This is a genomic window from Croceivirga sp. JEA036 (genome assembly GCF_011882165.1).
Classification (GTDB): domain Bacteria; phylum Bacteroidota; class Bacteroidia; order Flavobacteriales; family Flavobacteriaceae; genus Croceivirga.
Genome location: NZ_JAATON010000003.1, coordinates 188,515 through 214,510 on the forward strand (window position 1 = coordinate 188,515; position 25,996 = coordinate 214,510).

Below are 25,996 nucleotides of genomic sequence, written 5' to 3' on the forward strand. Positions count from 1 at the left end.
TGGTTTGTTTAAATTTGCAGGCTGATACATAGCGTTTCCATGAAAAAATATTTCCCAAAAACTTTTCTCTATTTTTTACTTGCTTGGCTTCTACTTAACATAGTCCAAAGTGCTTTTACTGGTATTATCTATGATGAAGCCTATTATTGGTACTACAGCCAACAAATGGCATGGGGATACTTTGACCACCCACCTATGGTGGCTCTATTAATTAAACTAAGTGGCTTTTTCTTTCATGGGGAACTGGGTGTTCGTCTGTTTAGCACCTTTTTGAGCGCAGGTAGCGTGCTCTTACTTTGGCTTATGATAGATGCTAAAGAAAAAAATAAATACGTACCGCATTTTTTTCTACTCTTATTCTCCATGGCTTTATTTAATGCTTATGGCTTTTTAACCTTACCAGATACGCCGCTTTTATTTTTTACGGCCTTATTCTTATATCTCTATAAAAAATTTGTTGCCCAACCAAATTGGCTACTTTCCTTGGCATTAGGCCTTGCCATGGCCGCTCTAATGTATAGTAAATACCATGCCGTACTGGTGATTGTATTTGTGATTTTATCTAACTTAAAATTATTAAAAAGTGTCTATGCTTGGGTAGCTGTAGTTATTGCCTTGGGTGCATTTAGCCCTCATTTTTTATGGTTGTATGCACATGATTTTGTCACCATTAAATACCATATACTCGAGCGCCCCAACCATGCTTATGATTTTGCAGAGTTTACATTAGGGTACTTGCTTAACCTCATTGCCAACTTTGGTTTATTATTCCCTTTTGTTTACTGGGCGTTATTCAAATTAAAACCGAAAGATGCATTTGAGCGTGCTTTGCAGTTTCTTAGTTATGGAGTAATCCTTTTCTTTTTTATCTCGTCTTTTCAAAAACGTACGCAAACCCAATGGGTTATCGTCTTATGTATCCCCTTAGCCATTATCGCTTTTAATTATTTGATTACACATGCTAAAAGCCGCAAATGGATGAAAAATCTTGGTCTTGCAAGCTTAGTTTTACTATGTTATGCAAGATTATGGTTGGTTTTTCAACCCTTATTACCGTTTTTGGTGTTTGAGACACATGAGTACCCTTGGAGTCAGCAACTACATGCTATTGTTGGCGACACCCCTGTAGTGTTCGAGAATAGTTACCGCCGTGCTCCCATGTATAGCTTTTATACGGGCGAAACGGCTTTTAGTCTTAATAATCTACATTACCGCCGCAACCAATATTCTATAGATAGCTCAGAAGCCAAATTACAAGGCAAAAAAGTGGCATACATTACCCTTTACGCTAACAAAGGAGACTTTACATACACCACAAATAAAAACAAAACCTTTTATGGTTGGTATATAGATAATTTTGAGTCTTACAGAAAGTTACTTTGTACCGTAGACACAGACATTATAGACCTTAACCAACCTAACCAGATAGTAAAAGTGTATAATCCCTACAAAGAGCGTATACCCTTACACAAGCTTACATTTAATGTGGGGTATTTAAATAAGTATAAAAAATTAAAGGAAAAATTGCCATTGCCTTTTACCTTGCAAAGCGATTCTGAACGAGAACTGAGGCCCAAGGATACCACCTATATACAAGTCAATTTTCCTAAGCCTAGTAGAGATGATATTGAATATCTTAAATTTAGTATATCAGAAAATGGTCTACTAATGGGTATTAATAGTCCTAGCATAAAAATTAAGGAATGAACGCGCTTTATAGAAGCATACCGCAATTAGACTGGATTACAGGGCTGCTCTTCCTAAGCTTACTGTTGCTTACACTTGGCAAATATTTTTATAAAGGAATGTTTTTTACATTTATAGCCCTTCCTTTTAATAACAAATACTTAAATCTTAACCGAAAAAAAGGAAAGATTGTCAATGGTTTTCATGTATTACTATCACTTTTAACCATCATCAATATTGCGCTACTCCTGTATTTGTGTAAAAACTTTTTTCTTGGAACAGCCACTTTTGACTACCCAAACACCTATGGCGTTTTACTCCTAATTGTCTTTGGTTATTTAATGTTAAAGCTCTTTTTATTGATGGCGAACGGCTTTTTCTTTGAGAATTACGATTTGATGACGGATACCATCTTTGAAAAATTTTCTTACCTAAACTACAGCGGCTTTGTGGCTTATGTGGGAAACATCATTTTTATTTACATGCTACAAGGCTCAAAAACACTACTATTATTAGTTTTAATAGGGGTATTTTTAGTAAACATCATTGGATGGGTCAATACATTAAGAAGTAAGCAAAATTTAATCTTATCTAACGTTTTGTATTTTATTTTGTACCTTTGCACACTTGAAATTGCACCCTTAGCAATATTCATCGGCTATCTAAAAGGTTGAAACTTATGAAAGTAAAGACGATTTTGGTTTCGCAACCAGAACCGAAGATGGAAAACTCTCCATATTCAAAACTTATTGAGAAAGCTAAAGTGAAAGTAGACTTTAGACCTTTCATACATGTTGAAGGAGAATCTGCAAAGAGCGTTAGACAGCAAAAGATTGATTTAAATGATTATACAGCCATCATACTAACGAGTAGAAATGCTGTAGATCATTTTTTCAGAATTGCTGACGAGATGCGCTTTAAAGTGCCTGACACCATGAAATACTTTTGTCAATCAGAAGCTGTAGCGTACTACTTACAAAAATATGTAGTGTATAGAAAGCGTAAGATTTACGTAGGTAAACGCCTTTTTCAAGACTTAGCTCCTATGTTTAAAAAGTACAAAGATGAAAAGTACCTTTTACCTTCATCAGACTCCTTAAAGGATATTGTACCTGATACACTTAATGAGCTTAAATTGAACTGGACTAGAGGAATTTTTTATAAGACAGTTATTAGTGACTTGTCAGATTTAAGAAATGTGTACTATGACATTTTAGTATTTTTTAGCCCTTCTGGAATAGAATCTTTGTTACACAATTTCCCAGATTTTGAACAAAACAGTACCAGAATAGCTGTATTTGGTAATAGCACCGTAAAAGCCGCAAATGATGCTGGCCTACGTATAGACATACAAGCACCAACTCCAGAAACGCCGTCTATGACCATGGCGTTACAGAAGTACATTACGGATGCCAATAAATAAGCTGAGTAAGCACAACGTACTTGTTACAAATAAAAAAACCCTCGGTATTTCCGAGGGTTTTTATTTTTAGAATGCATAGCGTTGCGGACCACCGCGCCTAATTTCTTCACTAGCATAACTCTCAAACTTCTTAAAGTTTTCTCTAAACGCATTCGTTAATTTAAATGCTGTTTTATAATAAGCATCATCATCATTCCAAGTAGCTCTTGGGCTTAATACTTCTGTTGGCACACCAGGACATTCTCTTGGTTGTGCTACCCCAAAAACAGAGTGTATATGGTATTTATCATAGCTATACAACCCCAGTTCTCCACTTAGCGCTGCACTAATCATAGCTCGTGTATATTTTAACTTCATCCGTGTACCTACGCCATAAGGACCACCTGTCCAACCAGTGTTAATTAACCACACATCTACTCCTTGCTCTTTCATTTTCTTGCTTAGCATTTCTGCATATACAGTAGGGTGTAATGGCATAAATGGCGCTCCAAAACAAGCAGAAAACGAAGGAACGGGCTCAACTACCCCTGCTTCAGTACCTGCCACTTTAGCCGTGTAACCAGAAATAAAGTGGTAAGCCGCTTGTGCTGGTGTCAATTTAGAAATAGGAGGCAATACCCCAAAGGCATCCGCTGTTAAAAAGAAAATATTCTTTACGTTTTTACCTATAGAGGGCTGCTGTATGTTATCTATATGGTAGATAGGGTAACTAACTCTTGTATTTTGAGTAATGCTTGTATTCTCAAAATCTACATGACCAGCATCGTCTAAAATTACATTTTCTAAAATGGCTCCTTTTTTTATTGCACCATATATTTCCGGCTCGTTTTCTGCACTCAAATTAATTACCTTGGCGTAACAACCACCTTCAAAATTAAAAACGGAATTGTCAGGAGTCCATCCGTGCTCATCGTCCCCAACCAATTTACGATTTGGATCTGTAGACAACGTAGTTTTACCAGTACCTGACAATCCAAAGAAGATTGCAGTATCACCATCTTCACCAACATTTGCGGAGCAGTGCATCGGCAGTACGTTTTTAAACGTTGGCAGAATAAAGTTTAAAGCAGAAAAGATACCTTTCTTAATCTCTCCTGTATAACCTGTACCCCCTATTAGTGCAATTTTTCTTGTAAAATTGAGGATAGCAAAATTATGTTGCCTCGTTCCATCTACCGCTGGCTCTGCCATAAACCCAGGAGCATTTACCACAGTCCATTCTGGATTAAAGGTCTCTAATTCTTCTTCCGTCGGTCTTAAAAACATGTTATAAGCAAACATATTAGACCAAGGATATTCATTTATTACCCTAATATTTAATTTATAGGCATCTTCTGCACATGCGTAAGCATCACGCACATATAATTCTTTTTGATTTAGATAGTTAATTACCTTGTCATACAGCTTGTCAAAAGCAGCAGGTTCAAAAGAAATATTAATATCTCCCCACCAAATTTTATCTTCCGTAATGGTATCCTTAACTATAAAACGGTCTTTTGGAGACCGCCCTGTAAATTCTCCTGTATTTACCGCAATGGCACCCAAAGAAGATTCTTCTCCCATTCCCTTTTCCAAGGTTATCTTATGCAGTTCTTCCGCAGATAACTGATAGTGGAAATTGGCATGGTTAATTCCGTAAGAAGTAAGCGCAATCGTTTTCGTGTTAGAGGCAGCTTTATTCATAAAAATTCAGTTTTATGCCCTCAAAGCTAAAAAATTAATAATTGCAACCCCGAAATTAACGGTTGTTTTTGTTTATTTTTTAGTTAAAATGGAAAATAACAGATAACTCCAAGCTGCAATTAACAATGTGCCACCTACAGGCGTTATAATTGCGATTTTCTTAAAATCGAAGCTTGTTAGCTTATTTGTAGCCAGTCCATAAATAGAAAAAGAGAAGAAAACAACCCCTACAATCACTAAATAAAATACCGTTTTTTTAACATTATCGGTTGTCATACTTATGGAACTAAGGGCAACTAAAAACAAGGCATGATACATTTGGTACTTTACGCCAGTCTCAAAGGTGGTAAGTTCGTCTACAGTAAGTACTTTTTTTAATCCATGCGCACCAAAAGCACCTAAAACCACCGCAAGTATACCTAAAACCAAACCTCCAATTAAAATTGTTTTATTCATAACTTTAAATTGATATATTTTTATATTTGTAACAATTGAAATCAATCCTTTTGTAAAGATACGCTAAGCTTATGAGCCATAAAATACTTGTTTTGGGTACCGGAAAATCAACTTCGTATTTGCTAGATTACCTTTTAGATAAAGCAAGCACGGAGCAATTGCTTATTACTATAGCAGATTTACATCCAGATAAATTACCAGTACATGTAAAAAACCATCAAAATGCCATAACAGTTACCCTAGATATTAAGGATACTGATAAGCGTCTAAAACTTATACAAGATTGTACTATTGTTATTTCCATGTTACCAGCTTTTTTACACATAATTGTTGCTAAAGATTGTCTTTCTGAAGGCAAGCACTTAGTCACGGCTTCTTACGTAAGTGACGCTTTGCAGCAACTAGACCAAAAAGTTAAAGAAAAGGGTTTAGTTTTTATGAATGAAATTGGTTTAGATCCCGGCATTGATCACATGAGTGCCATGGAAGTAATAGACCGCATAAGAGCACAGGGAGGACAGATGTTGCTATTTGAGTCTTTTTGTGGCGGACTAGTAGCCCCAGAACACGATACCAACTTATGGAATTACAAGTTTACATGGAATCCAAGAAACGTAGTCGTTGCTGGACAAGGCGGAACAGCTAAATTTATACAAGAAGGCACGTACAAATACATTCCCTATCATAAACTATTTAGAAGAACCGAATTTTTAGATGTAGAAGGATACGGTAAATTTGAAGCCTACGCCAATAGAGATTCCTTAAAATACAGAGAGGCTTATGGCTTACAAGATGTTTTGACCTTGTATAGAGGCACTATGAGGCGTGTTGGTTTTTCCAAAGCATGGCATATGTTTGTACAACTAGGAATGACGGACGATAGTTACCAGATAGAAAACTCTCAAGGGATGACGTTCAGAGAGTTTACCAATTTGTTTTTACCCTATTCGCCCACTGATAGCGTAGAACTTAAACTGCGGCATTACTTAAAAATTGACCAAGATGATATAATGTGGGAAAAGCTCATGGAACTCGATTTATTTAGTAAAACCAAAACAATTCCTTTAGTCAATGCCACCCCAGCCCAAATATTACAACATATATTAGAACAAAGCTGGACTTTAGCTCAGAACGAAAAAGATATGATTGTAATGTACCACAAATTTGGTTACGAACTTAATGGTCAAAAATATCAAATAGATGCCAACATGGTAGTTAAAGGAGAAGATAAAACCTATACCGCAATGGCAAAAACTGTTGGATTACCTGTGGCTATAGCCACTTTAAAAATCCTTAAAGGAGAAATTACGACTCCTGGTGTCCAAATTCCAATTGCTAAAGAAGTGTATCAACCAATATTAAAAGAATTAGAGGAACACGGAATTATTTTTAAAGAACACAATACACCTTATTTAGCCTACAATCCAGATAGTATTGCAAGTTAACAATTGAAAGTAGTTTTCTATCTTTGGGTGGTGAAACCCAACTAATAGATGAGAAAAGGCATCAATATATTAGAGTTAGACGGAATTGATAAAAAAATCCTAAGGCATTTAATGGAAGATGCCAGAAAACCAATTCTAGAGATTGCGCGAAAAATTGGAATCTCTGGCGCTGCCATTCATCAAAGATTACGCAAATTAGAAGCTACAGGTGTTATCTCTGGCTCCAAATTTGTAATTAATCCTAGAGTTTTAGGATACACCACTATGGCATACATTGGTATTTATTTAGACCGCGCCATGAGCAATCCTAGAGCTGTGGGCGATTTAAAAAAAATACCAGAGGTTTTAGAATGTCATTATACAACAGGGAATTGGTCCATCCTTATAAAGGTGCTATGCATGGACAACGAACATCTAATGCAGGTGTTAAATAAAAAGATTCAAGCTATTGAGGGTGTTTCTAGAACTGAAACCTTTATTTCTCTTGACCAACAAATAGATAGACAGATATCCATTTAAAACACTTATATAATTGTAATTATGTAAGTTAGAAGCGAAAAAGTATACAACTTACGAAAAAATGTATACGACCATAACCCTTTACCTGCCAGAACTTTGCCATAGAAATTAAAACCCCAAAAAAATGGCAATGCAAAAAAATCAATTTGGCAAAAAAGGATGGACTCCAGAATTAATGGCAGACCAAACTGGTAAAACATTTGTAATCACTGGTACTACAAGCGGAACCGGTTTTGAAGCCGCAAGAATTTTACTTTCCAAGGGAGCAAAAGTAATTATGCTGAACAGAAACCCTAAAAAAGCTGAAGAAACCATTGCCCGCCTTAAAGCGCAGGTTGGTATAAACATACCAGTAAAAGCCATACAGATGGATTTAGGTTCACAAAAATCTGTAAAAGAAGCTGCCGCAGAAGTAATAGAAAACACCAACAAGATTGATGCTCTTATTTGCAATGCTGCGATAGCTCAAGTACCCAAACGGCAGCTAACAGAAAACGGCTGGGAAAGTCAGATGGGAGTTAATTATTTTGGTCATTTTACACTTCAAGGACTTCTGTTTCCCCTTCTAGAAAAATCTAAAGGAAGGATTGTTACCGTAGGGAGTTTGGGATACGACATGGGTTTAAAGACCATAAAGTTTAACGACCTTAACTGGGAAAATGATTACACTCCAAATGATGCATATAGTCAAAGTAAACTAGCTCAAATCATGACTATTTACGAGCTCCAAAACAAATTAAAACACTCTGGAAATACCAATGTAAAAGCTTATGCATGCCATCCTGGTTCTTCTAGAACTTCTTTAATTAGCACTAGCGGCAGCTTGTTAATGCGTATCATTTTTGGAATTATGAAGTTATCTCCTCTGACTCAACCAGCAGAAAACGGAGCATACCCTTCTTTACTTTGTGCTACTGAACCTTACCTAGACCAGGAACGTTTTTATGGCCCAACTGGAAGAAACAATTGGGTTGGGCCAGTAGGTGCACATCCTATTAAACCTCACGCAAAGAATAAAAATGTAGCCGAGAAATTATGGAAACTATCTGAAGAAGAGACCGGAATAAAATGGAATATTTAACTTAAGGCAATGGAACATTTTAAAACACTTACAGCCTATTTAGATTATCTTGGTTTACCCAGGCCAGAACACCCTATGTTTAGCGTTTTTAATTCTAAAGGCGATGGTTATTTGCCGTGCCCTAGAGAGAGTTCTCCACCCATTACCAATGATTGCTATACTATTAGCTTTAAAAAATACATTTCGGGTAATTTAAATTATGGCAGAACTAAATACGATTTTACCAATGGCGCCTTATTTTTTATCGCGCCACAACAAGTATTGCAATGGGACAGTAGTGTTGTTTTTGAGCAAAAAGGATTTTCTATAAATTTTCATGAAGATTTTTTAAAAGGAACAGCACTTGCACATCAAATTAAAAAATATGGTTTCTTTTCATATTCTATTAATGAAGCTTTACACTTATCTCCCAAAGAAGAAATACTTTTAGAAACTATTGTAGACAACATAGAAATAGAATATCAAAATAATCAGGATGCTTTTAGCAAAGACATCATTATTTCGCAATTAGACACCTTACTTAAATACGCTAATCGTTTTTATGAACGCCAATTTATAAATAGGAAAGAATTAGGGAATGACTTGTTAAACGCTTTTAATCAACAATTAACAGCATATTTAGAATCTAACCAATTGCAAGAGCATGGTATTCCAAGTATTGAACAGTTGGCAGCAAAACTTTCCGTATCACAACGATATTTAAGTGATACCCTAAAAAAAGAGACTGGAAAAACTACCACAGAACACCTACAATTGCAACTTATTAACGAGGCGAAAAATAGGTTATTACAACCCCATAAAACAATAGCAGAAATAGCGTATGAATTAGGTTTTGAGTACCCTCCTTACTTTTCAAGGTTGTTTAAAAAGAAAGAAGGTATTAGCCCTACGGAATATAGAGAAAAATACAAATTAAATTAATTATGGAATTATTAAAATTAGCCACAGAATGGGCAAAAGCAGAAGTATTTTCTACTCGATTCTTTATTTATTTTGCCATCTTTTTTCTAGCCACCAGTGCAGGGTTTTGGCAATTAGGTAAGACCGATTTGGCCAAAGCCTATACTATACCAATGTTGATTGCAGGTCTTGTACTATTAACCATTGGCTTAGGACTGTTCTACACTAATAAAAACAGAATTACTCAATTTGAAAAAGCGTATTCTTTAGATAAAGTAGCGTTTAAAGATGCAGAAATTACACGTGTAGAAAGCACGCTTAAAGAATATAGCACCATGGTATTTAAAGCCATTCCTATTCTCATTTGTATTGCTGCTTTGTGCATCTTATTTTTTGATGGCTCTAAGTGGCGCGCCTACAGTATAACCGCCATAGCTATGCTTGTTGTTATTTTATTTGTGGATGGCACGGCACATGCAAGAATTACTAATTATTACAAGCAATTAAAAGCTATAGAAATAAAAAAGTAACGCTTTATACATAAAAACCCGCCCAATAGGGCGGGTTTTATTTTATTCTTAATTAGAATTGGCTTAATCTCTACCTCCAAATACTTGTAATCCCCAATACACTAAAGTAGCTAAAGAACCAATAGCAGCAACCAAATAGGTTCTTGCTGCCCATTTTAAGGCATCTTCTGAGCCTTTGTATTCTTGTTGGGTTACTATATTTTTTTGCTTTAACCAGACTAATGCTCTTTTACTAGCATCATATTCTACTGGTAGTGTAACAAAACTAAAAAGTGTTGCAAAGCCCATCATTACCAAGCCAGCGACAGCCACCCAATACCCTATACCAATACCAGCAGCTGCGCCTAAGGCCAAACCACCAAATACTACCCAAGTAGACATGCCAGAGGTTACACTTACAATAGGCACCAACTTAGAACGCATCCCTAACCATTCATACGCTTGTGCATGTTGTACGGCATGGCCAACCTCATGTGCTGCCACTGCAGCTGCGGCGGCGTTACGTTGACTGTACACACCTTCTGATAAGTTTACGGTCTTATTTTTAGGATTATAATGGTCTGTTAACATTCCAGGTGTAGAAATAACCTTTACATCTCTGATACCATGGTCATCTAACATTTTTTGAGCAATTTCTGCTCCACTCATTCCATTTTGCAAGTGCACTTTAGAATAGTGTTTAAACTTGCTTTTTAATCTAGAACTGACGAGCCAACTTACTAAAGCAATCGCACCCATCAATATATAATATCCCATCATGATTTTATCGATTTTTATTTAAATATACTCACAAATAAACAAAAACCCCGCCAAATTTGGCGGGGTCTTCTGAGCTGTCATAATGTTAGTTAGAATAAAACCGGCTCTTTCCAAGAAAAGGCCTCGATGATTTCTTTATAGACAACATCACCGTCTACTATGTTTAAGCCCTTCTCCAAAGACTTGTCCATACGGCAGGCAGCCTCCCATCCGTTATTGGCCAACTTAAGCACATAAGGCAAAGTAACATTGGTCAAGGCTACCGTACTCGTATAAGGGACTGCCCCAGGCATATTAGCTACACAATAATGCACAACGTCATCTATAATATAGGTAGGATTCTCATGCGTAGTAGCCTTTGTGGTCTCTACACAACCGCCTTGGTCTACCGCCACATCTACAATCACTGTACCCGGACGCATTTCTTTTAGCATATCTCTTGTGATGAGATTGGGTGCTTTTTTACCCTTTAATAATACACCTCCTACAATTAAATCGTGTGTTTTAATATGTTTTCTAATATTAAATTCGTTCGAAAATTCTGTTACTACGTGGGGCGGCATTACATCATTTACATAGCGTAGGCGTTTCATATTCACATCCATGATAGTGACATGAGCCCCTAACCCTGCTGCCATTTTAGCAGCTTGTATCCCAACAACACCAGCACCTATTACCAATACTTTTCCTGGAGTAACCCCTGGAACTCCACCCAATAATACACCTCTGCCTTTTGCTGGTTTCTCTAAATATTTTGCACCTTGTTGTATAGCCATACGCCCAGCAACCTCACTCATAGGGGTTAACAGAGGCAATGTTCCTTCTTCATCTTCTACCGTTTCATAGGCAATACAAACAGAACTACTATCTATCATTGCTTTAGTTAATGGCTCTGAGGATGCAAAATGAAAATAAGTAAAAATGATTTGTCCTTTTCGTACTAAGCCATACTCTTCTGCTATTGGCTCTTTAACTTTTACAATCATTTCACTCATGGCATACACTTGACCAATGGTATCTAAGATTGTAGCTCCTGCTTGCTGATAATCTTGATTAAAAAAACCACTACCTGCTCCAGCTTCAGACTGTACATAAACGGTATGGCCATTTTTTACCAATTCATAAACACCGGCGGGGGTCATCCCCACCCTGCTCTCATTGTTCTTGATTTCTTTTGGTACACCTACAATCATCTTTAGTTGTATTAAGATTATAGGTCAAAGTTGAATCAATTTTTGATTTATCACAAGGAAAATCGATAAAAAGTAGGGGTCAACTCGACAAATAACACCTTTTATTAGTTATTACCCCCTATTTTTTAGGGGGTATAGTGGTTATTATTAAACTTTGTTGTACATTTACCCCAGATTTAATCGACTTTTTTAATTGAATAAACAAAAACCCCTTCCGTTTTGGAAGGGGTTTTTAATTTTTAAGCTTAATGTTAGAAGGGCTACCCTACAATATTTACAATCTTTCCAGGAACCACAATCACCTTTTTAGGAGTCCTACCCCCTAATTGCTCTTGCGTTTTTTCATGAGCCATAACTACTTGCTCTATTTCTTCCTTAGACATATCTAAAGGCAATTCTAACTTAAAACGAAGCTTACCATTAAATGAGATAGGATATTCTTTGCTACTTTCTACCAAGTGCTTTTCATCAAAAACAGGAAAAGCCGCTTCTGCAATTGAAGTCGAATTCCCTAAGATTTGCCATAACTCCTCTGCAATATGAGGGGCGTAAGGCGAAACTAGCACCGCTAAAGGTGATAAGATTTCTTTGCTCTGGCATTTTTGAGCTGTTAACTCATTAACACAAATCATAAAAGTAGATACCGATGTATTAAAGCTAAAGTTCTCTATATCTTCTTCTACCTTTTTAATGGTTTTATGTAAGGTTTTTAGGTTGTCTTTACTCGGAGCAACTTCTACAACTTCGCCTTCCATAAAAGGTGTGCATAATTTCCATAATTTCTTTAGGAAACCGTGCACCCCCGTAATGCCTGCTGTGTTCCATGGCTTGGATTGCTCTAAAGGTCCTAAGAACATCTCGTACAGACGTAAAGAATCTGCTCCGTATTCCTCGCAAATAGCATCTGGATTCACTACGTTATATTTAGATTTGGACATCTTTTCTACTTCCCTACCTACTATATAAGCCCCATCTTCCAATATAAATTCAGCATCTTTAAATTCGGGTCTCCAAGATTTAAAACCTTCCACATCTAACTCATCACTAGCATTAACTAAAGAAACATCTGCATGGATAGGATTTACTTTTTTATCCCCTACCAAATTCTTAGAATAGATGGTATTGCTTTCTGTGTCTTTATAGACAAAAGCACTAGTGCCAGTAATCATTCCTTGGTTAATCAATTTCTTAGCAAATTCATCTACAGGAACAAAACCTCTATCAAACAAAAACTTTTGCCAAAATCTAGCGTACAATAAATGCCCCGTAGCATGCTCGCTACCCCCAATGTAAAGGTCTACTTCTTTCCAATACTCTACCGCCTCTTTGCCGTAAATAGCTTCCGTATTTCTTGGGTCCATATACCTATTAAAGTATTGGCTGCTCCCTGCCCAACCCGGCATGGTATTTAATTCCAAAGCAAAAATGCTCTTATTGTCTATAGCATCATTAGCTACCACTTTTGCATTGGCAACATCCCACGCCCAAGTATTAGCGTTGCCCAAAGGTGGCTCCCCAGTTTCTGTTGGCAAATACTTTTCTACCTCTGGCAAAGCTATTGGCAAATGTTCCTCCGCTATCATTTGTGGCAACCCATTGGCATCATAATATACTGGAAACGGCTCTCCCCAGTAGCGTTGACGACTAAATACAGCATCGCGCAAGCGGTAATTTATTTTTCCTTTACCTTGCCCTATAGCCTCTAACTCTGCAATCGCTTTTTGGGTAGCTTCTTTGTAAGACAACCCATTTAAAAAATCTGAATTTGCAATTACCGTATTGGCTTTATCCGCAAACGCTTCCTCAGAGATATCTACACCATCAAAAATGTTTGGTATGGCAATGTTAAAATGTTTGGCAAAATCATAATCTCTCTGGTCTCCACATGGAACCGCCATAACAGCCCCTGTACCATAACTTGCTAAAACATAATCGCCTATCCAGATAGGTATTGGTTCTTTGGTAAACGGATGTTCTGCATACGCCCCCGTAAAAGCTCCAGATATGGTTTTTACATCTGCCATACGGTCGCGTTCAGAGCGTTTAGCAGTCGCTTCTACATACGCTTCAATCTCTGCCTTTTGTGCTGGGGTAGTGATTTCTGCCACCAACGGGTGTTCTGGAGCCAAGGTCATAAAAGAAACCCCAAAAATAGTATCTGGCCTAGTAGTAAATACTTCTATATTGGCTTCGTAATCCTTTACTTTAAACGTAACCGACGCCCCTTCTGACCTACCTATCCAATTGGTTTGAGAATCTTTAAGCGGCTGCGGCCAATCTATCTTATCCAAACCATCTAATAATCGCTGTGCATAAGCAGTGATTCGCATCATCCACTGGGTCATCTTCTTACGGACTACTTCGTGCCCCCCACGTTCAGAAACGCCGTTTACTATTTCGTCATTAGCTAATACCGTGCCTAAAGCTGGACACCAGTTCACTTCGGCGTCTGCCAAATAAGTCAATCTGTATTTTAGCAGGATACGTTCCTGGGCAGCCTTATCTAATGCCTTCCATTCTGCAGCAGTAAAGCTAGATACGTCTTCGTCACATACCGCATTAACAGTTTCATTGCCTTCCTTCTCAAAAACAGCAACTAATTCAGAAATAGGTTTAGCCTTATCCGCAGCAACGTCATACCATGAATTGAACAATTGGATAAATATCCACTGTGTCCATTTGTAATATTCAGGATTAGAAGTACGTACCTCTCGGCTCCAATCAAAAGAAAAACCAATGCGATCTAACTGCTCACGGTACCTATTAATATTTGTTTCCGTGGTAATTGCAGGGTGTTGCCCCGTTTGTATGGCATACTGTTCTGCAGGCAACCCAAAAGAATCATAACCCATAGGGTGCAAAACGTTAAATCCTTTGTGTCTTTTGTAACGCGCGTAAATATCACCAGCAATATAGCCTAGCGGATGCCCCACATGCAACCCAGCCCCAGAAGGGTAAGGAAACATAGAAAGGGTATAATATTTTGGTTTTTCAGAATTGTTATGGGCTTTAAAGGTTTCGTTTTTGGCCCAATATTCTTGCCATTTCTTCTCAATCTTCTGAAAATCGTAATTCATGGTTAAAGTCTTCTTTTCTGATGCGCAAAAATAGGGGTAATCCCTTTAAAACCGATTTACTTTTCTATTTTTACGTTATCAATTTGATACATGAGCGAATATATTGAAAGATATCAGCGGAGACGATTGGTCTCTTCTTACTTTTCTGTAGTGCTAAGTATTGCCCTAGTCCTCTTTTTACTAGGCATTTTAGGCATGTTGGTCTTAAACACCAAAAAATTAGCAGACCATTTTAAGGAGCAGATTACTATTTCTGTCTTTTTAAAAGACAATGCTAAACCCGTAGAAATAGACCAGTTGCAAAAAAGCTTAGCAATGGCAGAACATACCAAATCTGCTGTTTTTGTATCAAAAGAAGATGCGGCAGAACAATACAGTGAAGATATTGGCGAAAACTTTCAAGAGTTTTTAGGCTTTAACCCCTTAAAGAATTCTGTAGATGTACATTTAAATGCCGCTTTTGTGTCTCCAGAACAGGTTGCAGAAATAGCCACAGAGTTAGAAGGGAAAAGTTATGTAGAAGAAGTAAGTTACGATAAGCCTTTAATATCTCTTTTATCTGACAATGTTAAAAAATTGAGTCTTTGGATTTTAATTGCTAGCGGTATTTTTACGTTTATAGCCGTTTTACTCATCAACAGTTCTATTCGCTTATCTATTTATTCCAAACGTTTTATAATTAAGACGATGCAAATGGTAGGCGCCACCAAAAAATTTATTAGAAAGCCATTTATACTCACTAATATTAAGCTAGGTTTTTTTGGAAGCGTAATAGCCATACTAGCTTTGGCCTTAGTTTTATACTACGTAGATCAAAACTTTCCAGAGTTAGATTTGTTTAGTGATGTACCTGTGATTGCTATTTTGTTTGCTTCCGTACTAGGTTTAGGCATACTAATTTCTTTCATCAGTACGTATTTTGCTACGCAGCGCTTTTTAAACTTAAGAACAGACGATCTTTATTACTAAATTTGCCACATGGGGAAAATAAACAAGCAAGAGCAGAAACCACAAAAGCAATTTATATTTAAAAAGAAGAACTATACCTTTTTATTTATTGGGTTAGCCCTTATTACGCTTGGTTTTGGTTTGATGGCCGGCGGCGGTAGCGACGACCCCAATGTTTTTAGTGATGCAATCTATAGTTTTAGAAGAATACGCTTAGCCCCCACATTAATCTTAATTGGCTTAGGCATACAGATATACGCCATATTGTTGAATCCAGATAAAAAGAAAGACTAATTTGGAAATCATTGATGCCATTATCCTAGGGATAATACAAGGCTTAACAGAATTTTTACCCGTCTCTTCTAGCGGACATTTAGAACTAGGCAAAGCCATTTTAGGCGCTAATGCCATACCTGAAGAGAGTTTGCTTTTTACCGTGGTTTTACACTTTGCAACAGCCTTAAGTACGCTGGTCATTTTCTGGAAAGATGTGATGGAAATAATTAAAGGTTTGTTTCAATTTAAATGGAATGAGCAAACCGCTTTTAGCTTAAAAATCATCATCTCTATGATACCTGCTGCTTTGGTTGGTTTCTTTTTAGAAGATTTTATGGAGGTTTTCTTTGGTGGAGCTATTCTTATTGTTGGGATTATGCTATTGGTAACAGCCGTACTGTTGTATTTAGCAGACATGGCTAAAACTACAGATAAAGATGTCTCTTACCGTAGTGCATTTATCATTGGTATGGCACAAATGGTAGCCATGCTACCTGGCATCTCTAGAAGTGGTGCCACTATCTCTACCTCAGTATTACTAGGAATAGACAAAACTAAATCTGCTCGGTTCTCCTTTTTAATGGTTGTTCCGCTCATTTTAGGTAAAGTAGCCAAAGATATTCTAAGTGGTGATATAAGTTTTGAAAGCTCACAATCCGCCGCTATGGGAGCAGGTTTTGTTGCAGCATTTATTGCCGGTTTAGTTGCTTGTACTTGGATGATTAAGCTAGTAAAACAAAGTAAGCTTACTTATTTTGCCATATACTGCTTGGTAGTTGGTCTTATTGCCATAGGTTGGAGTATCTGGGGATAAATACGAATAATGCTTAGTAAAGAAGATTTTTTAAACGGGCAAACACTACTAATAGACAAGCCTTTAGAGTGGAGTTCTTTCCAAGCTGTTAACGCCTTAAAATGGGCTATCAGAAAAAAATTTGACCTTAACAAAAAATTCAAAATAGGGCATGCTGGCACCCTAGACCCCCTAGCAACTGGCCTATTAATTATTTGCACAGGAAAACATACGAAGACGATACCATCTTTACAAGGGCAAGAAAAAGAATATACAGGTATTATTACCTTAGGCGCCACCACACCTTCTTATGATTTAGAGACTGCGATAGACCAAACATTCCCGACAGACCATCTTACGGATGTTTTAATACATGCTACCACACATAAATTTTTGGGAGAAATTGACCAAAGACCGCCTATTTTTTCTGCCTTAAAAAAAGATGGTAAACGCTTATACGAGCACGCAAGGAAAGGGGAAACCATAGATATTCCTACACGGAAAATAAGTATTTCTGAATTTGAAATTACGGAAATAAAAGACCTTAATGTGCACTTTAGAGTGCGCTGTAGCAAAGGCACATATATCCGTTCTTTAGCCTTTGATTTTGGAGAAGCATTAGGTTGCGGCGGACATTTAACAGCCCTAAGAAGAACCAAAATAGGCAGTTATAACGTAAATAATGCAGTAACCCCCAAAGAATTCAAAGAGAAATTGGGTCTAGAATGATGTAGCAATTCGGTTTTGCATACATAATAATTCAGATAAAATTGGGTTATAATAGGACCATGGATTTAAATAGAAAGCAATTATCCCTACTCATCACCATTTTTACAATGGGCATCTTGGTATTGCTTACCTACAATATCCATTTAGTGAATAGGGAAGAGGATGAATATGTCATAGAAATGGCAGTTCTAAATGAAGAAGAACTAGAGGAACTACTTAAAGAAGAACCCGAAGAGCAAGAGCTTAAAGAACTTGCCCAAGCAGAATCTATAAAAAGTCATATGGCTTTAAATGAAACTGCCAAACCATCTTACGGTAATCCAGAACCCTTAAAGACATTGGACGAGTTGATGGAAGAACGCAGCATGGCCGCAGAAAAAAGTTCTGTTATGGGAGATGCTGGAGCTTATGCCACAAGCTTAAAAGAATTAGCTAAGCGTAGGCAAGAGAAAAAAGAGGAATTGGGACAACGAGATGCTGACAAAAAAGAATTTACCAATGCTTTAAAAGATAAACGCACCTCTATTTCTTATTCTTTAATAGATAGAAATGCGTACGACTTACCGCCACCCATTTACACATGCTTAGAAGGCGGTAAAGTAGTCATTAACATTACAGTGAATAAAAGTGGAAGCGTAATTGATGCTAGCTTTAACGAAAAAAGTTCATCTACTAACGATTACTGCTTAATTGAAAATGCCATTACTTACGCTTTAAAAGCACAGTTTAGCAGCGCATCTAAGGCCGAACAAATAGGTACTATTACTTATTTATTCCAACGCAAGTAGTGCTACTAAGTCATTAAACACATCTTGACCTTTATCTTTGTTGTAAAACCCTTGCAAGTTTTCTTTAAACTCAGCTGTTAACTTTCCGTGCTCTGCCTTATATTCATTAACCATTTTGGTAGCCTTTGTAGAACGTGGCCCCCAAGTTTGTTTTACTTGTAAACTTTCTGAATCTATCATTATAAGTTTAGGGATAGACATTGCTCCGTTGGTAAGAAACTGGTCAATTAACGGTAAATTCTCATCTCTATATACCAATTTAAGGTCCAAATTGGGTAGGGATTCTGCAATTTTATTCATTACTGGAACACTTGGCGCTGCATCTCCGCACCAGCTTTCTGTAATTACCAACCAAGTGTACTTACCGTCTAACTTTGGTAAACCAGCTATTTGCGCTTCTGTAAATTTTAAGGTTTTGTCCCAACGTTTCATCCGCCTATTATTTAGTTGGGTATAATTAGCTAAAACATCAGATTTTTCTGGACCACTATTAGAATTTTCCTCTGCCCATTGTTTTACTTGCTTTCTGTATGTTTGGTAATCTATCGCGTTAGCTAAACCTTTAGCTATTACATCTTTTAATGCTTCTCTCAGTGTGTTTGCATCTGTATTCATTGTATTCATTTTTTCAAAGATACCGTCGTAATACTTAATAAAACCTAACAATAATCAGTTTGCAAAAAATACAAAAGCCACCCCAAAAAGGATGGCCTTAGCGACATTTGTTTTAAACACTTACTTCTGTAGCTCTAACAGTACAAATTGGTTCAACTGAGGTCCAAAAGCACTAAAATTATTGTCTGCCACCAGCACTAAGGACTTGTTACCATTAGCAAAATCTGGTCCAAAAGCAATACCTTCTATATTATCTACAATACTTTGTGTTAAACGATTTCTTACCGATTCAAAATCAAACAACAAAGTCTTTTTTGCAGGCTTGTAAGTGGCACCTTTTAAAGATTCCATGTTGCTTACATCTGTAGCGTCTGTTGCATCAACTTCATAAATTTTTACATCGTTACCACCGTCCGCATAACCTGTAGCAAAGGACCGTTCAAGTACTAAAAATCTATCTTTTTCATATTCTAAAATTTCTACCACTCCATTCACAGTAAAAGAGGTGCCATTGGTTGCTGGGCGTACCACAGGGTCTAGTTCATAGGCAAATTCTTTCCCGAATTTACCGGTAGCTTTATCTATAAAAGCAATACGTATTGGAGAATCTGTATCTTCTAATAAAGGCTCTGAGCCATCTTGTTTTAAAGGCAACTCCATATTTACCCAATACCCATCACCATCTACTGCCGAGGAAACACCTTCAAAAACACCATTGTGCCTAGGGCCTTTTTCTTCTGAATTCTGTGGTAAATAAGCGTCTCTTAAAATTGCCTCGCCAGTAAACATTCCGTTAAGATTAGCAAAATTTACAGATGGAGGTAAGTTGTTATTGATGTTGCCCTCACTTGTCCAAATAATTGTATTACCATCTATTCTAATAGCTTCTGGATCTGTTATACCGTCATGCAATTGATTACCTAGCTGGTCCTTAAAGAAAACTACATCGTTTATGGCAACCTCTTTAAAACCATCTTCGTTAAACGTTATAGCTCCTTTGTAGAAACGGGGTTGGTTAGGGTCATCGCTTATCATGTACCATGTTGTACCATCATAGTCCAATCCAGAAATACCCCCAAAAACGGTATTCTGGTATTGCGTACCATCTGGAATTACGTACTCATCTATATACCGCAAAGCGATGCTATCTTTGGGTGTTTCCCCAATAACATCATCTACATAATCACAAGAAAAAAGAGAGGCACCTAAACCTAGTACCAAAAGTGTATTCAAATTCAGTTTCATTCGTGTTGATTTTGATTCGCAAATTGATAAATCAAAATCAGATTACATTTAAATCTAGGTCAACAAACTATTATTAAGTAATTATAATAAGGCCAACTAGGGGTTAATTGGGTTAATCGCTAAGCTTTTAAATAAATCTGCCTTTGCAGTGTAATACTTATTCCACATTTCTATCTGCTTTAACTGTGCATCTATCAATTTACCCTCCCTACTATTTACTAAGAATAAGGAACTCTCTCCAAAACCAAACTTACGTTCCTCTGCATTTAACAACGTCCTATAATCCAAAACAATGGTATCTATCATAGTCACTTGGTTTTGATAAGAGTCTAACTCTGCATAAATAGCTTCTACTTTATTTTGAATGCTTACCTGCGCAAAGTCCCTATTAAACTCAGCGTCTTGCAATTTTAATTTAGCCAATTTTAAATCACCTCTTTCTTTTCTTAAAAATAAGGGAAAGCTAAAGTTAAGCCCGCCTTTATAGTCTTGTGTATTCAACGTCTCAAAATCTTGCACCGCGCTTGTTAAAAAATTATACTCCAAAGTTAACTTAGGCAATAATTTGTTCCCCTTGAGCCTTTTATCTACTAACAAACCTTTAACCTTGAAATCTAGCGAACGGTATTTTGGATGATTTTCGATAGCAAAACTATCTTTCGTCTTTCCTAACAAATCTAGCGCCACATCTAAGGACTGACTAATTTCTTCTTCGGGTATAGCCGTTTCTTGCACTTCTACAGGTACATTTTCTATCCACAAATAGTTAGATAATGCCAATCGCGCTTTGGTAAAGTTTAGATTAGCTTGTTCCAAGCCCAACCTCCTATTTTGGTAGGTTATTCTTGCCTCTACGGTATCTATTATTGCTTTATCCCCTGCTAATGCACTCTTTTTTACTCCTTCTAAGCGCAAGCGTGCACTTTCTATAAATTCCCGATACACTTGGGCCTGCTCATAGGCCTTTAACCAATTAAAATATGCTAGAGAAGCATCGTACAACACTTGGTTTACCAAAATATCTTGGTCAGCTTTAGATTGCTCTCTAAAGAATTTTGCCTTGCGTAGGGTCGCCATGCGTTCATTAGCCCAAAAACCCTGTAGCACATCCATGGTAACACCTGCACTATACAAACCGTCTTCCGGAACCGTTTCATCTGGATTGATATAAGTACCCTCATAATTTTCGTACCCTGCCTTAAACTCCAAACCAAAGTAAGTAGGCACTTTAAATGTGGCATTTAAACGGTCCCAATATTCAGTATCCTTAAACTCTTTCTTGGCATAATCTACCTGAATCTTTGGGTCAAAACCGCCTCTGGCTTTTAACAAATTAGCTTGCCCTACCGATAGCGTTAATTGTGCTTGCCGAGCAATAGGGTGGTATTTTTTTACATACCCCAAATACTCCTCAAATCCTAAAATAGCATCCGCTGACTGTGCATACCCCACCGTAGCTAGTAGAAAGAGTATTGCTACGCAGAAATACTTTATATTACTTTTTAGCTTTAGCATCGGTTTTTACGGTATCAGGTTGATAATAGTTAGGAGGGAAACCGTTTAGCTGTCTCCAAATTTCAAACCAAATAGGTACGTCATCTAATAAGGCCAAAGTATTGGCTCCAGAACCTACTCGCAATTGTTCTGGCCAAGGTTCTTCTTCTGGGTCTGGCGCTACTAATATTCGGTACTTACCATTAGGACTGATAAAGTTTTCTATGGCTACAATTTCACCACCATAGGTACCTACAGAAACGTTAGGCCAGCCGCTGAAAACAATAGAAGGCCAACCATCAAACTGAATACGAACGGTATTTCCTAATTGCAACAAGGGCAAATCTATAGGAGAAACGTAGGTTTCCACCGCCATATCATACTGAGACGGCATAATACCCAACAACGCTTCACCTTCTTTAAAAGTTTGCCCAAGCCCGCCTTGAATAGCTTTATTAATATACCCACTCTGCGGTGCTTTAATGTAATACATCCCAGTTCTTATGCTATAGTTGGTAAAATCGTTCTCTAATTTGGATACCTGTGCTTCAGAATCGAACTGATTACTTTGTGCTGTAAACATATCGCTCTGCGCTTTGCTTATCTTATCTGTATATGAAGCTTGCACCCTATTTATTTCTACTTCCGCATTAATCACATCATTCTTACTTGCCAACAATTTATTTTCCTGACTTATAAGTTTAGCCTGAGTTTCTTGTAGCTTTAAACGCTTTTGTTCTACATCTGTTAACGATTTTAAGCCTTCTTGCTCTAATTGTGCTGTACGGTTGTATTGCCTTTCTGCAATGGTTAAGTTTGTTTTTGCCGCTTCTAAATCAATACTATCACTTAATACTTTAAGCCTACTTTGTTGCAGTTTATTTTGCGCTTGCTGTAATTTTAGTCTACGCTCGTTAGATAAGGCACCTATTTGTGTCTGCAAAGCTTTAACCTTACCTTGATAAGAGGTCACCGCCATTTCTTTAGCTTTTAATTGCTGGCCTGTCCGTTCTACCAACTGTGGGTCAAAATATTCGTTTTTAACCTCAGAAATGTGCAAAATGGTATCACCTTTATTTACGAAATCACCTTCGCGCACATACCATTTTTCTATACGCCCGGGAATAGGAGATTGTATGGTTTGTGGGCGTTGCTCTGGTGTTAGCGTTGTAAGGGCTCCCTTACCAGAAACATTTTGTGTCCAAGGTAAAAACAGAATAATGAATACCACAATAGAAAAAGCGGCTAAAAAGCGATTAAAATGGACATAGTGTCTTTGATGAAACACCTTTTTAGCAGACTTAAAACGCTCTAAATCTACCGTTCTATTAAGTTTATTATGAGATATATTAAGCATTACTATTTCTTGTTTCGGTTACTATTTGCCCATTCACCATAGTAATAATCCTATCGCAATAGTCTTGCCACTTAAGATTTTCACTAACGATAACCAAGGCCCATCCATTCTTAGGGTCCGTTAAAAAGCTCATGATTTCTTCTGCCTCAGTTTCTTCCATTTGCTCCAACGGGTCTTTAAGTACTAAAAGCTTCGGTTTCTTTACAATACTCCTTGCTAAAATTATTTTTTTGGCAATGGTAAACGGAATTTGTTGCCCCTCTGGATACAATATGGTTTTTAATCCTTTTTCTTGTTGCTTAACAAATTCGGTAAGCTTGGTTCTTTCTAAAGCATAGTACACATCTTCTGATGTAATGTCTTTATCCCCAAAAGTAATGTTGTCCCAAATGGTGCCCTCAAAAGGCGTTTCTTCACTTAAAGATTGCCCTAAATGGGCCCGATAATAATTAAGATTGATACCTTTTAGTTTTACATTATTGATATAAATATTACCCTCTGTTGGTTCTACAATCCCTGCAATCATCCTTAACAGACTGGATTTACCAGAGCCTATTGGTCCATGCAATAAAATGGTACAATCTGGAGAGATAGTTAGGTTTACGTTGTTCACTATTTTTTTATCCTTACCAGGCACCGCAAGACCAACTTCTGCTAATTCTACATTAAAGCCCTCATTCTGTTTAAATGGCCGCTCCCCATCTTGTGGCTCTAATTCTTTATCTACTACTTGCCCTATTTTTTCTAAGGAAGTAAGCAAATCGTAAAACGTTTCTAATCCTAAAATTAGCTTTTCTACAGAACCAATTACTAAAAGAATAATAATTTCTGCGGCTACAAACTGGCCAATATTCATTTCTTGGTTAAGTACCAGCAACCCCCCTATTAACAGTAAACCAGCTGTAACTAATACTTTAAAGCCAATCATCTGTGCAAATTGAAGCACCAGAATTTTAAAGTGTCCTTCTCTAGCCTCCAAGTATTTCACTACCAATGTGTCATTCTTGTCTACCGCATGACTGGTCTTGCCAGATAATTTAAAACTTACAATACACCTGGCTATCTCTTGCAACCAGTGCGCTACCTTATACTTGTTCTTAGATTCTTCTAAACTAGTATCTAATCCACGCTGCGCTGTAAATTTGAACACCACATATATAAGCAACATCAATAAAATACCGTAGGCAATAAAAAATGGGTGATAAAAAGAAAGTAATAACAACCCAAATATGATTTGTAACAGGGCTGCCGGAAAATCTATTAAAACTTTAGAAAGTGATTTTTGTACAGTCAGGGTATCAAAAAATCGGTTTGCCAGTTCTGGTGGATAATAGTTATACAACTCACTCATCTTAATTTTTGGAAAACGATAAGCAAATTCAAAAGAAGACCTTGTAAAAATCTTTTGTTGTACGTTTTCTATAATACGTATTTGCATTAGTTGTAATAGCCCAACAAAGGCCACCCCTAAGGTCACCAAAACCACCAAAACAATCCAAGATGTACTTACTTGTGCTCCTTGTATTAAATTAATGATTGCCTGTATACCAAGAGGTAAAGATAAGTTGACCAAACCTGCAAAGATGGCGTAATAGAATACTTGGATAACGTCTCGTTTATCCAATTTTAGCAAGCCCAATAAGCGTTGCCAAGCAGAGAGAATGTTTTTTGCCATTAGTTATTTTTTAATCGTACTGAAAACCATTTCCTTAATAAAGGTCGTGGTGGCATTATCTTCACCACCGTTAGTTAATGATGGTAAATGTTCCTTTAAAAAATGTTGATGCAGTGAAGTTTCCATTATAGTACTCGCCAAACTTGTAGTGTACTTATAATTGGGATTGCAAGTGCGTATCATCTCTTCTAACCTATGTACCATTCTTTTGTAAATAACAAAATAACCATCTCGGTTTTCTTGCTTTACTTCCTTGGTCAGGTAAGACTTGGACGATTCATTAATTACAATTCTAGTTAATAAAACCTCGTTAATATGGCCAAAGTTTTGATCCTCTACCTTATTTCTAGAGATAATTTCTATGGCCCTTGATAGTTTCTCTTCTGGTTCTGGAACTCCATGAGTTGCGAATACCAATTGATACTCTAACCACCCCCAATACCAAGAAGACAAATAGACCAGCAGTTTGTGTTTATTTTCAAAATAACGGTAGATAGAACTTTCATTACTACCAATCCGTTCTCCTAATTTACGAAAAGTAAAGGCCTCAAACCCTATTTCATCTATTAGAACAATACTGTACTCAATAATTCTACGGCCAAGTTCGGAAGATTCCGGATCCTTTACGTAAATATTATCATTAATAGCAATCTTAATATTTTGTAATAATCTATCCATAACTTTAAAATAGACCGCAAATATAATAGTATTACTATTACATCCTAATAGCTTAACTAATTTTAACAATTGCATTACTTTGAGATAAACTAACATCACAGTATCTTTACTTTGAGTTTTAAAGGTGGCCAAAACAAGCCTTACTACTCAAAAGACAAATAAATAATGAACAACAACAGAAATTTAAAGACTATGAAAGCAAAACTATTTGCATTTGGTTTGTGTGCCTTTCTCATGAGCATTGGGCTACAAGCGCAAGAATCATTTAAAGACCAAGTAAATGTGGGAACTATTATGACTATTGGGGAACCGTCTGGTTCTGATTTTAAGTATGTAAATGTTCCAAAAAAGAACTTTATTATCAAAAAAGGTGGTATTGCTAATCTATCTAGCATACACTACAATGCCGTAGAGGTAACAGATATTAAAACAAATAAACAAGGCGCAACAGAAGTTCGTTTTAAAAAGGTAGATGGCAAAAAATTCTTCAATGCTTACAGAACTTTAACAGCTGACCTTAATGGTGCTGTAAATAACGGAGAATTACTTTTGACCGCAGGTAATAAAAAAGAGATGTCTAAGTAGTAAATTTGGTTAGTGTTTTTAGAAAGCCCTTAACTGTAACTGCAGTTAGGGGCTTTTATAT

The 25,996-nt window shown here is 36.9% G+C and carries 25 protein-coding genes; 14 read left to right on the forward strand and 11 right to left on the reverse strand.

What is annotated here, in order from left to right; genetic code table 11:
- Positions 1–39 precede the first annotated feature (39 nt).
- The 3 genes from HCO57_RS09265 to HCO57_RS09275 are packed head-to-tail and all read left to right on the forward strand — an operon-like array spanning position 40 to position 3,109.
- The gene (locus HCO57_RS09265) at positions 40–1,707 is read left to right on the forward strand and encodes an ArnT family glycosyltransferase (RefSeq protein WP_167988810.1); all 1,668 of its coding nucleotides are present in this window, start codon (positions 40–42) and stop codon (positions 1,705–1,707) included.
- Positions 1,704–2,360 (forward strand): DUF4271 domain-containing protein, encoded by a 657-nt coding sequence (locus HCO57_RS09270; RefSeq protein ID WP_167988811.1) that lies wholly within the window; start codon positions 1,704–1,706, stop codon positions 2,358–2,360. The genes HCO57_RS09265 and HCO57_RS09270 overlap by 4 nt, the downstream gene beginning before the upstream one ends.
- 5 nt (positions 2,361–2,365) lie before the next feature.
- On the forward strand, positions 2,366–3,109 hold the full coding sequence (locus HCO57_RS09275; RefSeq protein WP_136950580.1) for a uroporphyrinogen-III synthase: 744 nt from the start codon (positions 2,366–2,368) through the stop codon (positions 3,107–3,109).
- 66 nt (positions 3,110–3,175) lie between these two features.
- Here the strand turns inward: HCO57_RS09275 and pckA are convergent, their stop codons facing one another.
- Both pckA and HCO57_RS09285 read right to left on the reverse strand, forming a co-directional pair.
- Positions 3,176–4,792, reverse strand: a complete 1,617-nt coding sequence (pckA, locus tag HCO57_RS09280) for a phosphoenolpyruvate carboxykinase (ATP) (protein ID WP_167988812.1) — start codon at positions 4,790–4,792, stop codon at positions 3,176–3,178.
- 72 nt (positions 4,793–4,864) lie between these two features.
- A complete protein-coding gene (locus tag HCO57_RS09285) occupies positions 4,865–5,248 on the reverse strand; it encodes a DUF423 domain-containing protein (protein ID WP_136950578.1) in 384 nt (127 codons plus the stop codon).
- A 71-nt stretch (positions 5,249–5,319) separates the two neighbouring features.
- Here HCO57_RS09285 and HCO57_RS09290 point away from each other — a divergent pair, with 71 nt between their 5' ends.
- The 5 genes from HCO57_RS09290 to HCO57_RS09310 all read left to right on the forward strand — a co-directional run bounded on the left by HCO57_RS09290 (position 5,320) and on the right by HCO57_RS09310 (position 9,723).
- Positions 5,320–6,693, forward strand: coding sequence for a saccharopine dehydrogenase family protein (locus tag HCO57_RS09290; RefSeq protein ID WP_167988813.1), 1,374 nt, complete (start codon positions 5,320–5,322; stop codon positions 6,691–6,693).
- Between the two features lie 48 nt (positions 6,694–6,741).
- On the forward strand, positions 6,742–7,212 hold the full coding sequence (locus HCO57_RS09295) for an Lrp/AsnC family transcriptional regulator (protein WP_136950576.1): 471 nt from the start codon (positions 6,742–6,744) through the stop codon (positions 7,210–7,212).
- A gap of 124 nt (positions 7,213–7,336) precedes the next feature.
- Positions 7,337–8,293, forward strand: a complete 957-nt coding sequence (locus tag HCO57_RS09300) for an SDR family oxidoreductase (RefSeq protein ID WP_317171142.1) — start codon at positions 7,337–7,339, stop codon at positions 8,291–8,293.
- A 9-nt stretch (positions 8,294–8,302) separates the two neighbouring features.
- A complete protein-coding gene (locus tag HCO57_RS09305; protein WP_167988814.1) occupies positions 8,303–9,214 on the forward strand; it encodes a helix-turn-helix domain-containing protein in 912 nt (303 codons plus the stop codon).
- Between the two features lie 2 nt (positions 9,215–9,216).
- Positions 9,217–9,723, forward strand: a complete 507-nt coding sequence (locus tag HCO57_RS09310) for a hypothetical protein (protein WP_167988815.1) — start codon at positions 9,217–9,219, stop codon at positions 9,721–9,723.
- Positions 9,724–9,786: 63 nt separating this feature from the next.
- Here the strand turns inward: HCO57_RS09310 and HCO57_RS09315 are convergent, their stop codons facing one another.
- The 3 genes from HCO57_RS09315 to leuS all read right to left on the reverse strand — a co-directional run bounded on the left by HCO57_RS09315 (position 9,787) and on the right by leuS (position 14,752).
- Positions 9,787–10,482: a zinc metallopeptidase gene (locus tag HCO57_RS09315; RefSeq protein WP_167988816.1), complete on the reverse strand. Its 696-nt coding sequence runs from the start codon at positions 10,480–10,482 to the stop codon at positions 9,787–9,789.
- 89 nt (positions 10,483–10,571) lie between these two features.
- Positions 10,572–11,675: an alanine dehydrogenase gene (gene ald, locus HCO57_RS09320; protein ID WP_167988817.1), complete on the reverse strand. Its 1,104-nt coding sequence runs from the start codon at positions 11,673–11,675 to the stop codon at positions 10,572–10,574.
- A gap of 260 nt (positions 11,676–11,935) precedes the next feature.
- A complete protein-coding gene (gene leuS, locus HCO57_RS09325) occupies positions 11,936–14,752 on the reverse strand; it encodes a leucine--tRNA ligase (RefSeq protein WP_167988818.1) in 2,817 nt (938 codons plus the stop codon).
- A gap of 90 nt (positions 14,753–14,842) precedes the next feature.
- On the opposite strand from leuS, the gene HCO57_RS09330 reads away from it, so the two are divergent.
- The 5 genes from HCO57_RS09330 to HCO57_RS09350 are packed head-to-tail and all read left to right on the forward strand — an operon-like array spanning position 14,843 to position 18,286.
- Entirely contained in the window at positions 14,843–15,721 is an 879-nt protein-coding gene (locus tag HCO57_RS09330) for a cell division protein FtsX (RefSeq protein WP_136950570.1), read from the forward strand.
- Between the two features lie 9 nt (positions 15,722–15,730).
- The gene (locus tag HCO57_RS09335; protein WP_136950569.1) at positions 15,731–15,994 is read left to right on the forward strand and encodes a DUF3098 domain-containing protein; all 264 of its coding nucleotides are present in this window, start codon (positions 15,731–15,733) and stop codon (positions 15,992–15,994) included.
- A gap of 1 nt (position 15,995) precedes the next feature.
- The gene (locus HCO57_RS09340) at positions 15,996–16,790 is read left to right on the forward strand and encodes an undecaprenyl-diphosphate phosphatase (RefSeq protein WP_167988819.1); all 795 of its coding nucleotides are present in this window, start codon (positions 15,996–15,998) and stop codon (positions 16,788–16,790) included.
- Positions 16,791–16,799: 9 nt separating this feature from the next.
- Positions 16,800–17,498: a tRNA pseudouridine(55) synthase TruB gene (gene truB, locus HCO57_RS09345; RefSeq protein WP_167988820.1), complete on the forward strand. Its 699-nt coding sequence runs from the start codon at positions 16,800–16,802 to the stop codon at positions 17,496–17,498.
- Between the two features lie 59 nt (positions 17,499–17,557).
- Positions 17,558–18,286 (forward strand): energy transducer TonB, encoded by a 729-nt coding sequence (locus HCO57_RS09350; protein WP_167988821.1) that lies wholly within the window; start codon positions 17,558–17,560, stop codon positions 18,284–18,286.
- Here HCO57_RS09350 and HCO57_RS09355 read toward each other — a convergent pair.
- From HCO57_RS09355 to HCO57_RS09380, 6 genes are all read right to left on the reverse strand, one after another.
- Complete coding sequence (locus HCO57_RS09355) at positions 18,269–18,901, reverse strand: thioredoxin family protein (protein ID WP_245167576.1); 633 nt, start codon at positions 18,899–18,901, stop codon at positions 18,269–18,271. The genes HCO57_RS09350 and HCO57_RS09355 overlap by 18 nt on opposite strands.
- 120 nt (positions 18,902–19,021) lie before the next feature.
- Positions 19,022–20,146 (reverse strand): esterase-like activity of phytase family protein, encoded by a 1,125-nt coding sequence (locus HCO57_RS09360; protein WP_167988823.1) that lies wholly within the window; start codon positions 20,144–20,146, stop codon positions 19,022–19,024.
- 96 nt (positions 20,147–20,242) lie between these two features.
- Positions 20,243–21,661 carry a TolC family protein gene (locus tag HCO57_RS09365; RefSeq protein ID WP_167988824.1) on the reverse strand — a complete coding sequence of 473 codons (1,419 nt, stop codon included), beginning with the start codon at positions 21,659–21,661 and terminating at the stop codon, positions 20,243–20,245.
- Positions 21,642–22,997 (reverse strand): HlyD family secretion protein, encoded by a 1,356-nt coding sequence (locus HCO57_RS09370; RefSeq protein ID WP_167988825.1) that lies wholly within the window; start codon positions 22,995–22,997, stop codon positions 21,642–21,644. The genes HCO57_RS09365 and HCO57_RS09370 overlap by 20 nt, the downstream gene beginning before the upstream one ends.
- On the reverse strand, positions 22,990–24,672 hold the full coding sequence (locus HCO57_RS09375) for a peptidase domain-containing ABC transporter (protein WP_136950561.1): 1,683 nt from the start codon (positions 24,670–24,672) through the stop codon (positions 22,990–22,992). The genes HCO57_RS09370 and HCO57_RS09375 overlap by 8 nt, the downstream gene beginning before the upstream one ends.
- Before the next feature lie 3 nt (positions 24,673–24,675).
- A complete protein-coding gene (locus HCO57_RS09380) occupies positions 24,676–25,350 on the reverse strand; it encodes a TetR/AcrR family transcriptional regulator (RefSeq protein ID WP_167988826.1) in 675 nt (224 codons plus the stop codon).
- A 192-nt stretch (positions 25,351–25,542) separates the two neighbouring features.
- Here HCO57_RS09380 and HCO57_RS09385 point away from each other — a divergent pair, with 192 nt between their 5' ends.
- On the forward strand, positions 25,543–25,935 hold the full coding sequence (locus HCO57_RS09385; protein WP_167988827.1) for a hypothetical protein: 393 nt from the start codon (positions 25,543–25,545) through the stop codon (positions 25,933–25,935).
- Positions 25,936–25,996: the final 61 nt, after the last annotated feature.

Bases quoted from the DNA above. Each gene is read 5' to 3' on its own strand.
- HCO57_RS09375 (WP_136950561.1), bottom strand. From the start codon at position 24,672: ATGGCAAAAAACATTCTCTCTGCTTGGCAACGCTTATTGGGCTTGCTA.
- HCO57_RS09355 (WP_245167576.1), bottom strand. From the start codon at position 18,901: ATGAATACAGATGCAAACACACTGAGAGAAGCATTAAAAGATGTAATA.
- HCO57_RS09380 (WP_167988826.1), bottom strand. From the start codon at position 25,350: ATGGATAGATTATTACAAAATATTAAGATTGCTATTAATGATAATATT.
- ald (WP_167988817.1), bottom strand. From the start codon at position 11,675: ATGATTGTAGGTGTACCAAAAGAAATCAAGAACAATGAGAGCAGGGTG.
- HCO57_RS09350 (WP_167988821.1), top strand. From the start codon at position 17,558: ATGGATTTAAATAGAAAGCAATTATCCCTACTCATCACCATTTTTACA.
- HCO57_RS09265 (WP_167988810.1), top strand. From the start codon at position 40: ATGAAAAAATATTTCCCAAAAACTTTTCTCTATTTTTTACTTGCTTGG.
- HCO57_RS09385 (WP_167988827.1), top strand. From the start codon at position 25,543: ATGAAAGCAAAACTATTTGCATTTGGTTTGTGTGCCTTTCTCATGAGC.
- HCO57_RS09370 (WP_167988825.1), bottom strand. From the start codon at position 22,997: ATGCTTAATATATCTCATAATAAACTTAATAGAACGGTAGATTTAGAG.
- HCO57_RS09335 (WP_136950569.1), top strand. From the start codon at position 15,731: ATGGGGAAAATAAACAAGCAAGAGCAGAAACCACAAAAGCAATTTATA.
- HCO57_RS09330 (WP_136950570.1), top strand. From the start codon at position 14,843: ATGAGCGAATATATTGAAAGATATCAGCGGAGACGATTGGTCTCTTCT.
- HCO57_RS09295 (WP_136950576.1), top strand. From the start codon at position 6,742: ATGAGAAAAGGCATCAATATATTAGAGTTAGACGGAATTGATAAAAAA.
- HCO57_RS09300 (WP_317171142.1), top strand. From the start codon at position 7,337: ATGGCAATGCAAAAAAATCAATTTGGCAAAAAAGGATGGACTCCAGAA.
- HCO57_RS09365 (WP_167988824.1), bottom strand. From the start codon at position 21,661: ATGCTAAAGCTAAAAAGTAATATAAAGTATTTCTGCGTAGCAATACTC.
- leuS (WP_167988818.1), bottom strand. From the start codon at position 14,752: ATGAATTACGATTTTCAGAAGATTGAGAAGAAATGGCAAGAATATTGG.
- HCO57_RS09285 (WP_136950578.1), bottom strand. From the start codon at position 5,248: ATGAATAAAACAATTTTAATTGGAGGTTTGGTTTTAGGTATACTTGCG.
- HCO57_RS09360 (WP_167988823.1), bottom strand. From the start codon at position 20,146: ATGAAACTGAATTTGAATACACTTTTGGTACTAGGTTTAGGTGCCTCT.
- HCO57_RS09290 (WP_167988813.1), top strand. From the start codon at position 5,320: ATGAGCCATAAAATACTTGTTTTGGGTACCGGAAAATCAACTTCGTAT.
- truB (WP_167988820.1), top strand. From the start codon at position 16,800: ATGCTTAGTAAAGAAGATTTTTTAAACGGGCAAACACTACTAATAGAC.
- HCO57_RS09315 (WP_167988816.1), bottom strand. From the start codon at position 10,482: ATGATGGGATATTATATATTGATGGGTGCGATTGCTTTAGTAAGTTGG.
- HCO57_RS09310 (WP_167988815.1), top strand. From the start codon at position 9,217: ATGGAATTATTAAAATTAGCCACAGAATGGGCAAAAGCAGAAGTATTT.
- HCO57_RS09270 (WP_167988811.1), top strand. From the start codon at position 1,704: ATGAACGCGCTTTATAGAAGCATACCGCAATTAGACTGGATTACAGGG.
- pckA (WP_167988812.1), bottom strand. From the start codon at position 4,792: ATGAATAAAGCTGCCTCTAACACGAAAACGATTGCGCTTACTTCTTAC.
- HCO57_RS09305 (WP_167988814.1), top strand. From the start codon at position 8,303: ATGGAACATTTTAAAACACTTACAGCCTATTTAGATTATCTTGGTTTA.
- HCO57_RS09275 (WP_136950580.1), top strand. From the start codon at position 2,366: ATGAAAGTAAAGACGATTTTGGTTTCGCAACCAGAACCGAAGATGGAA.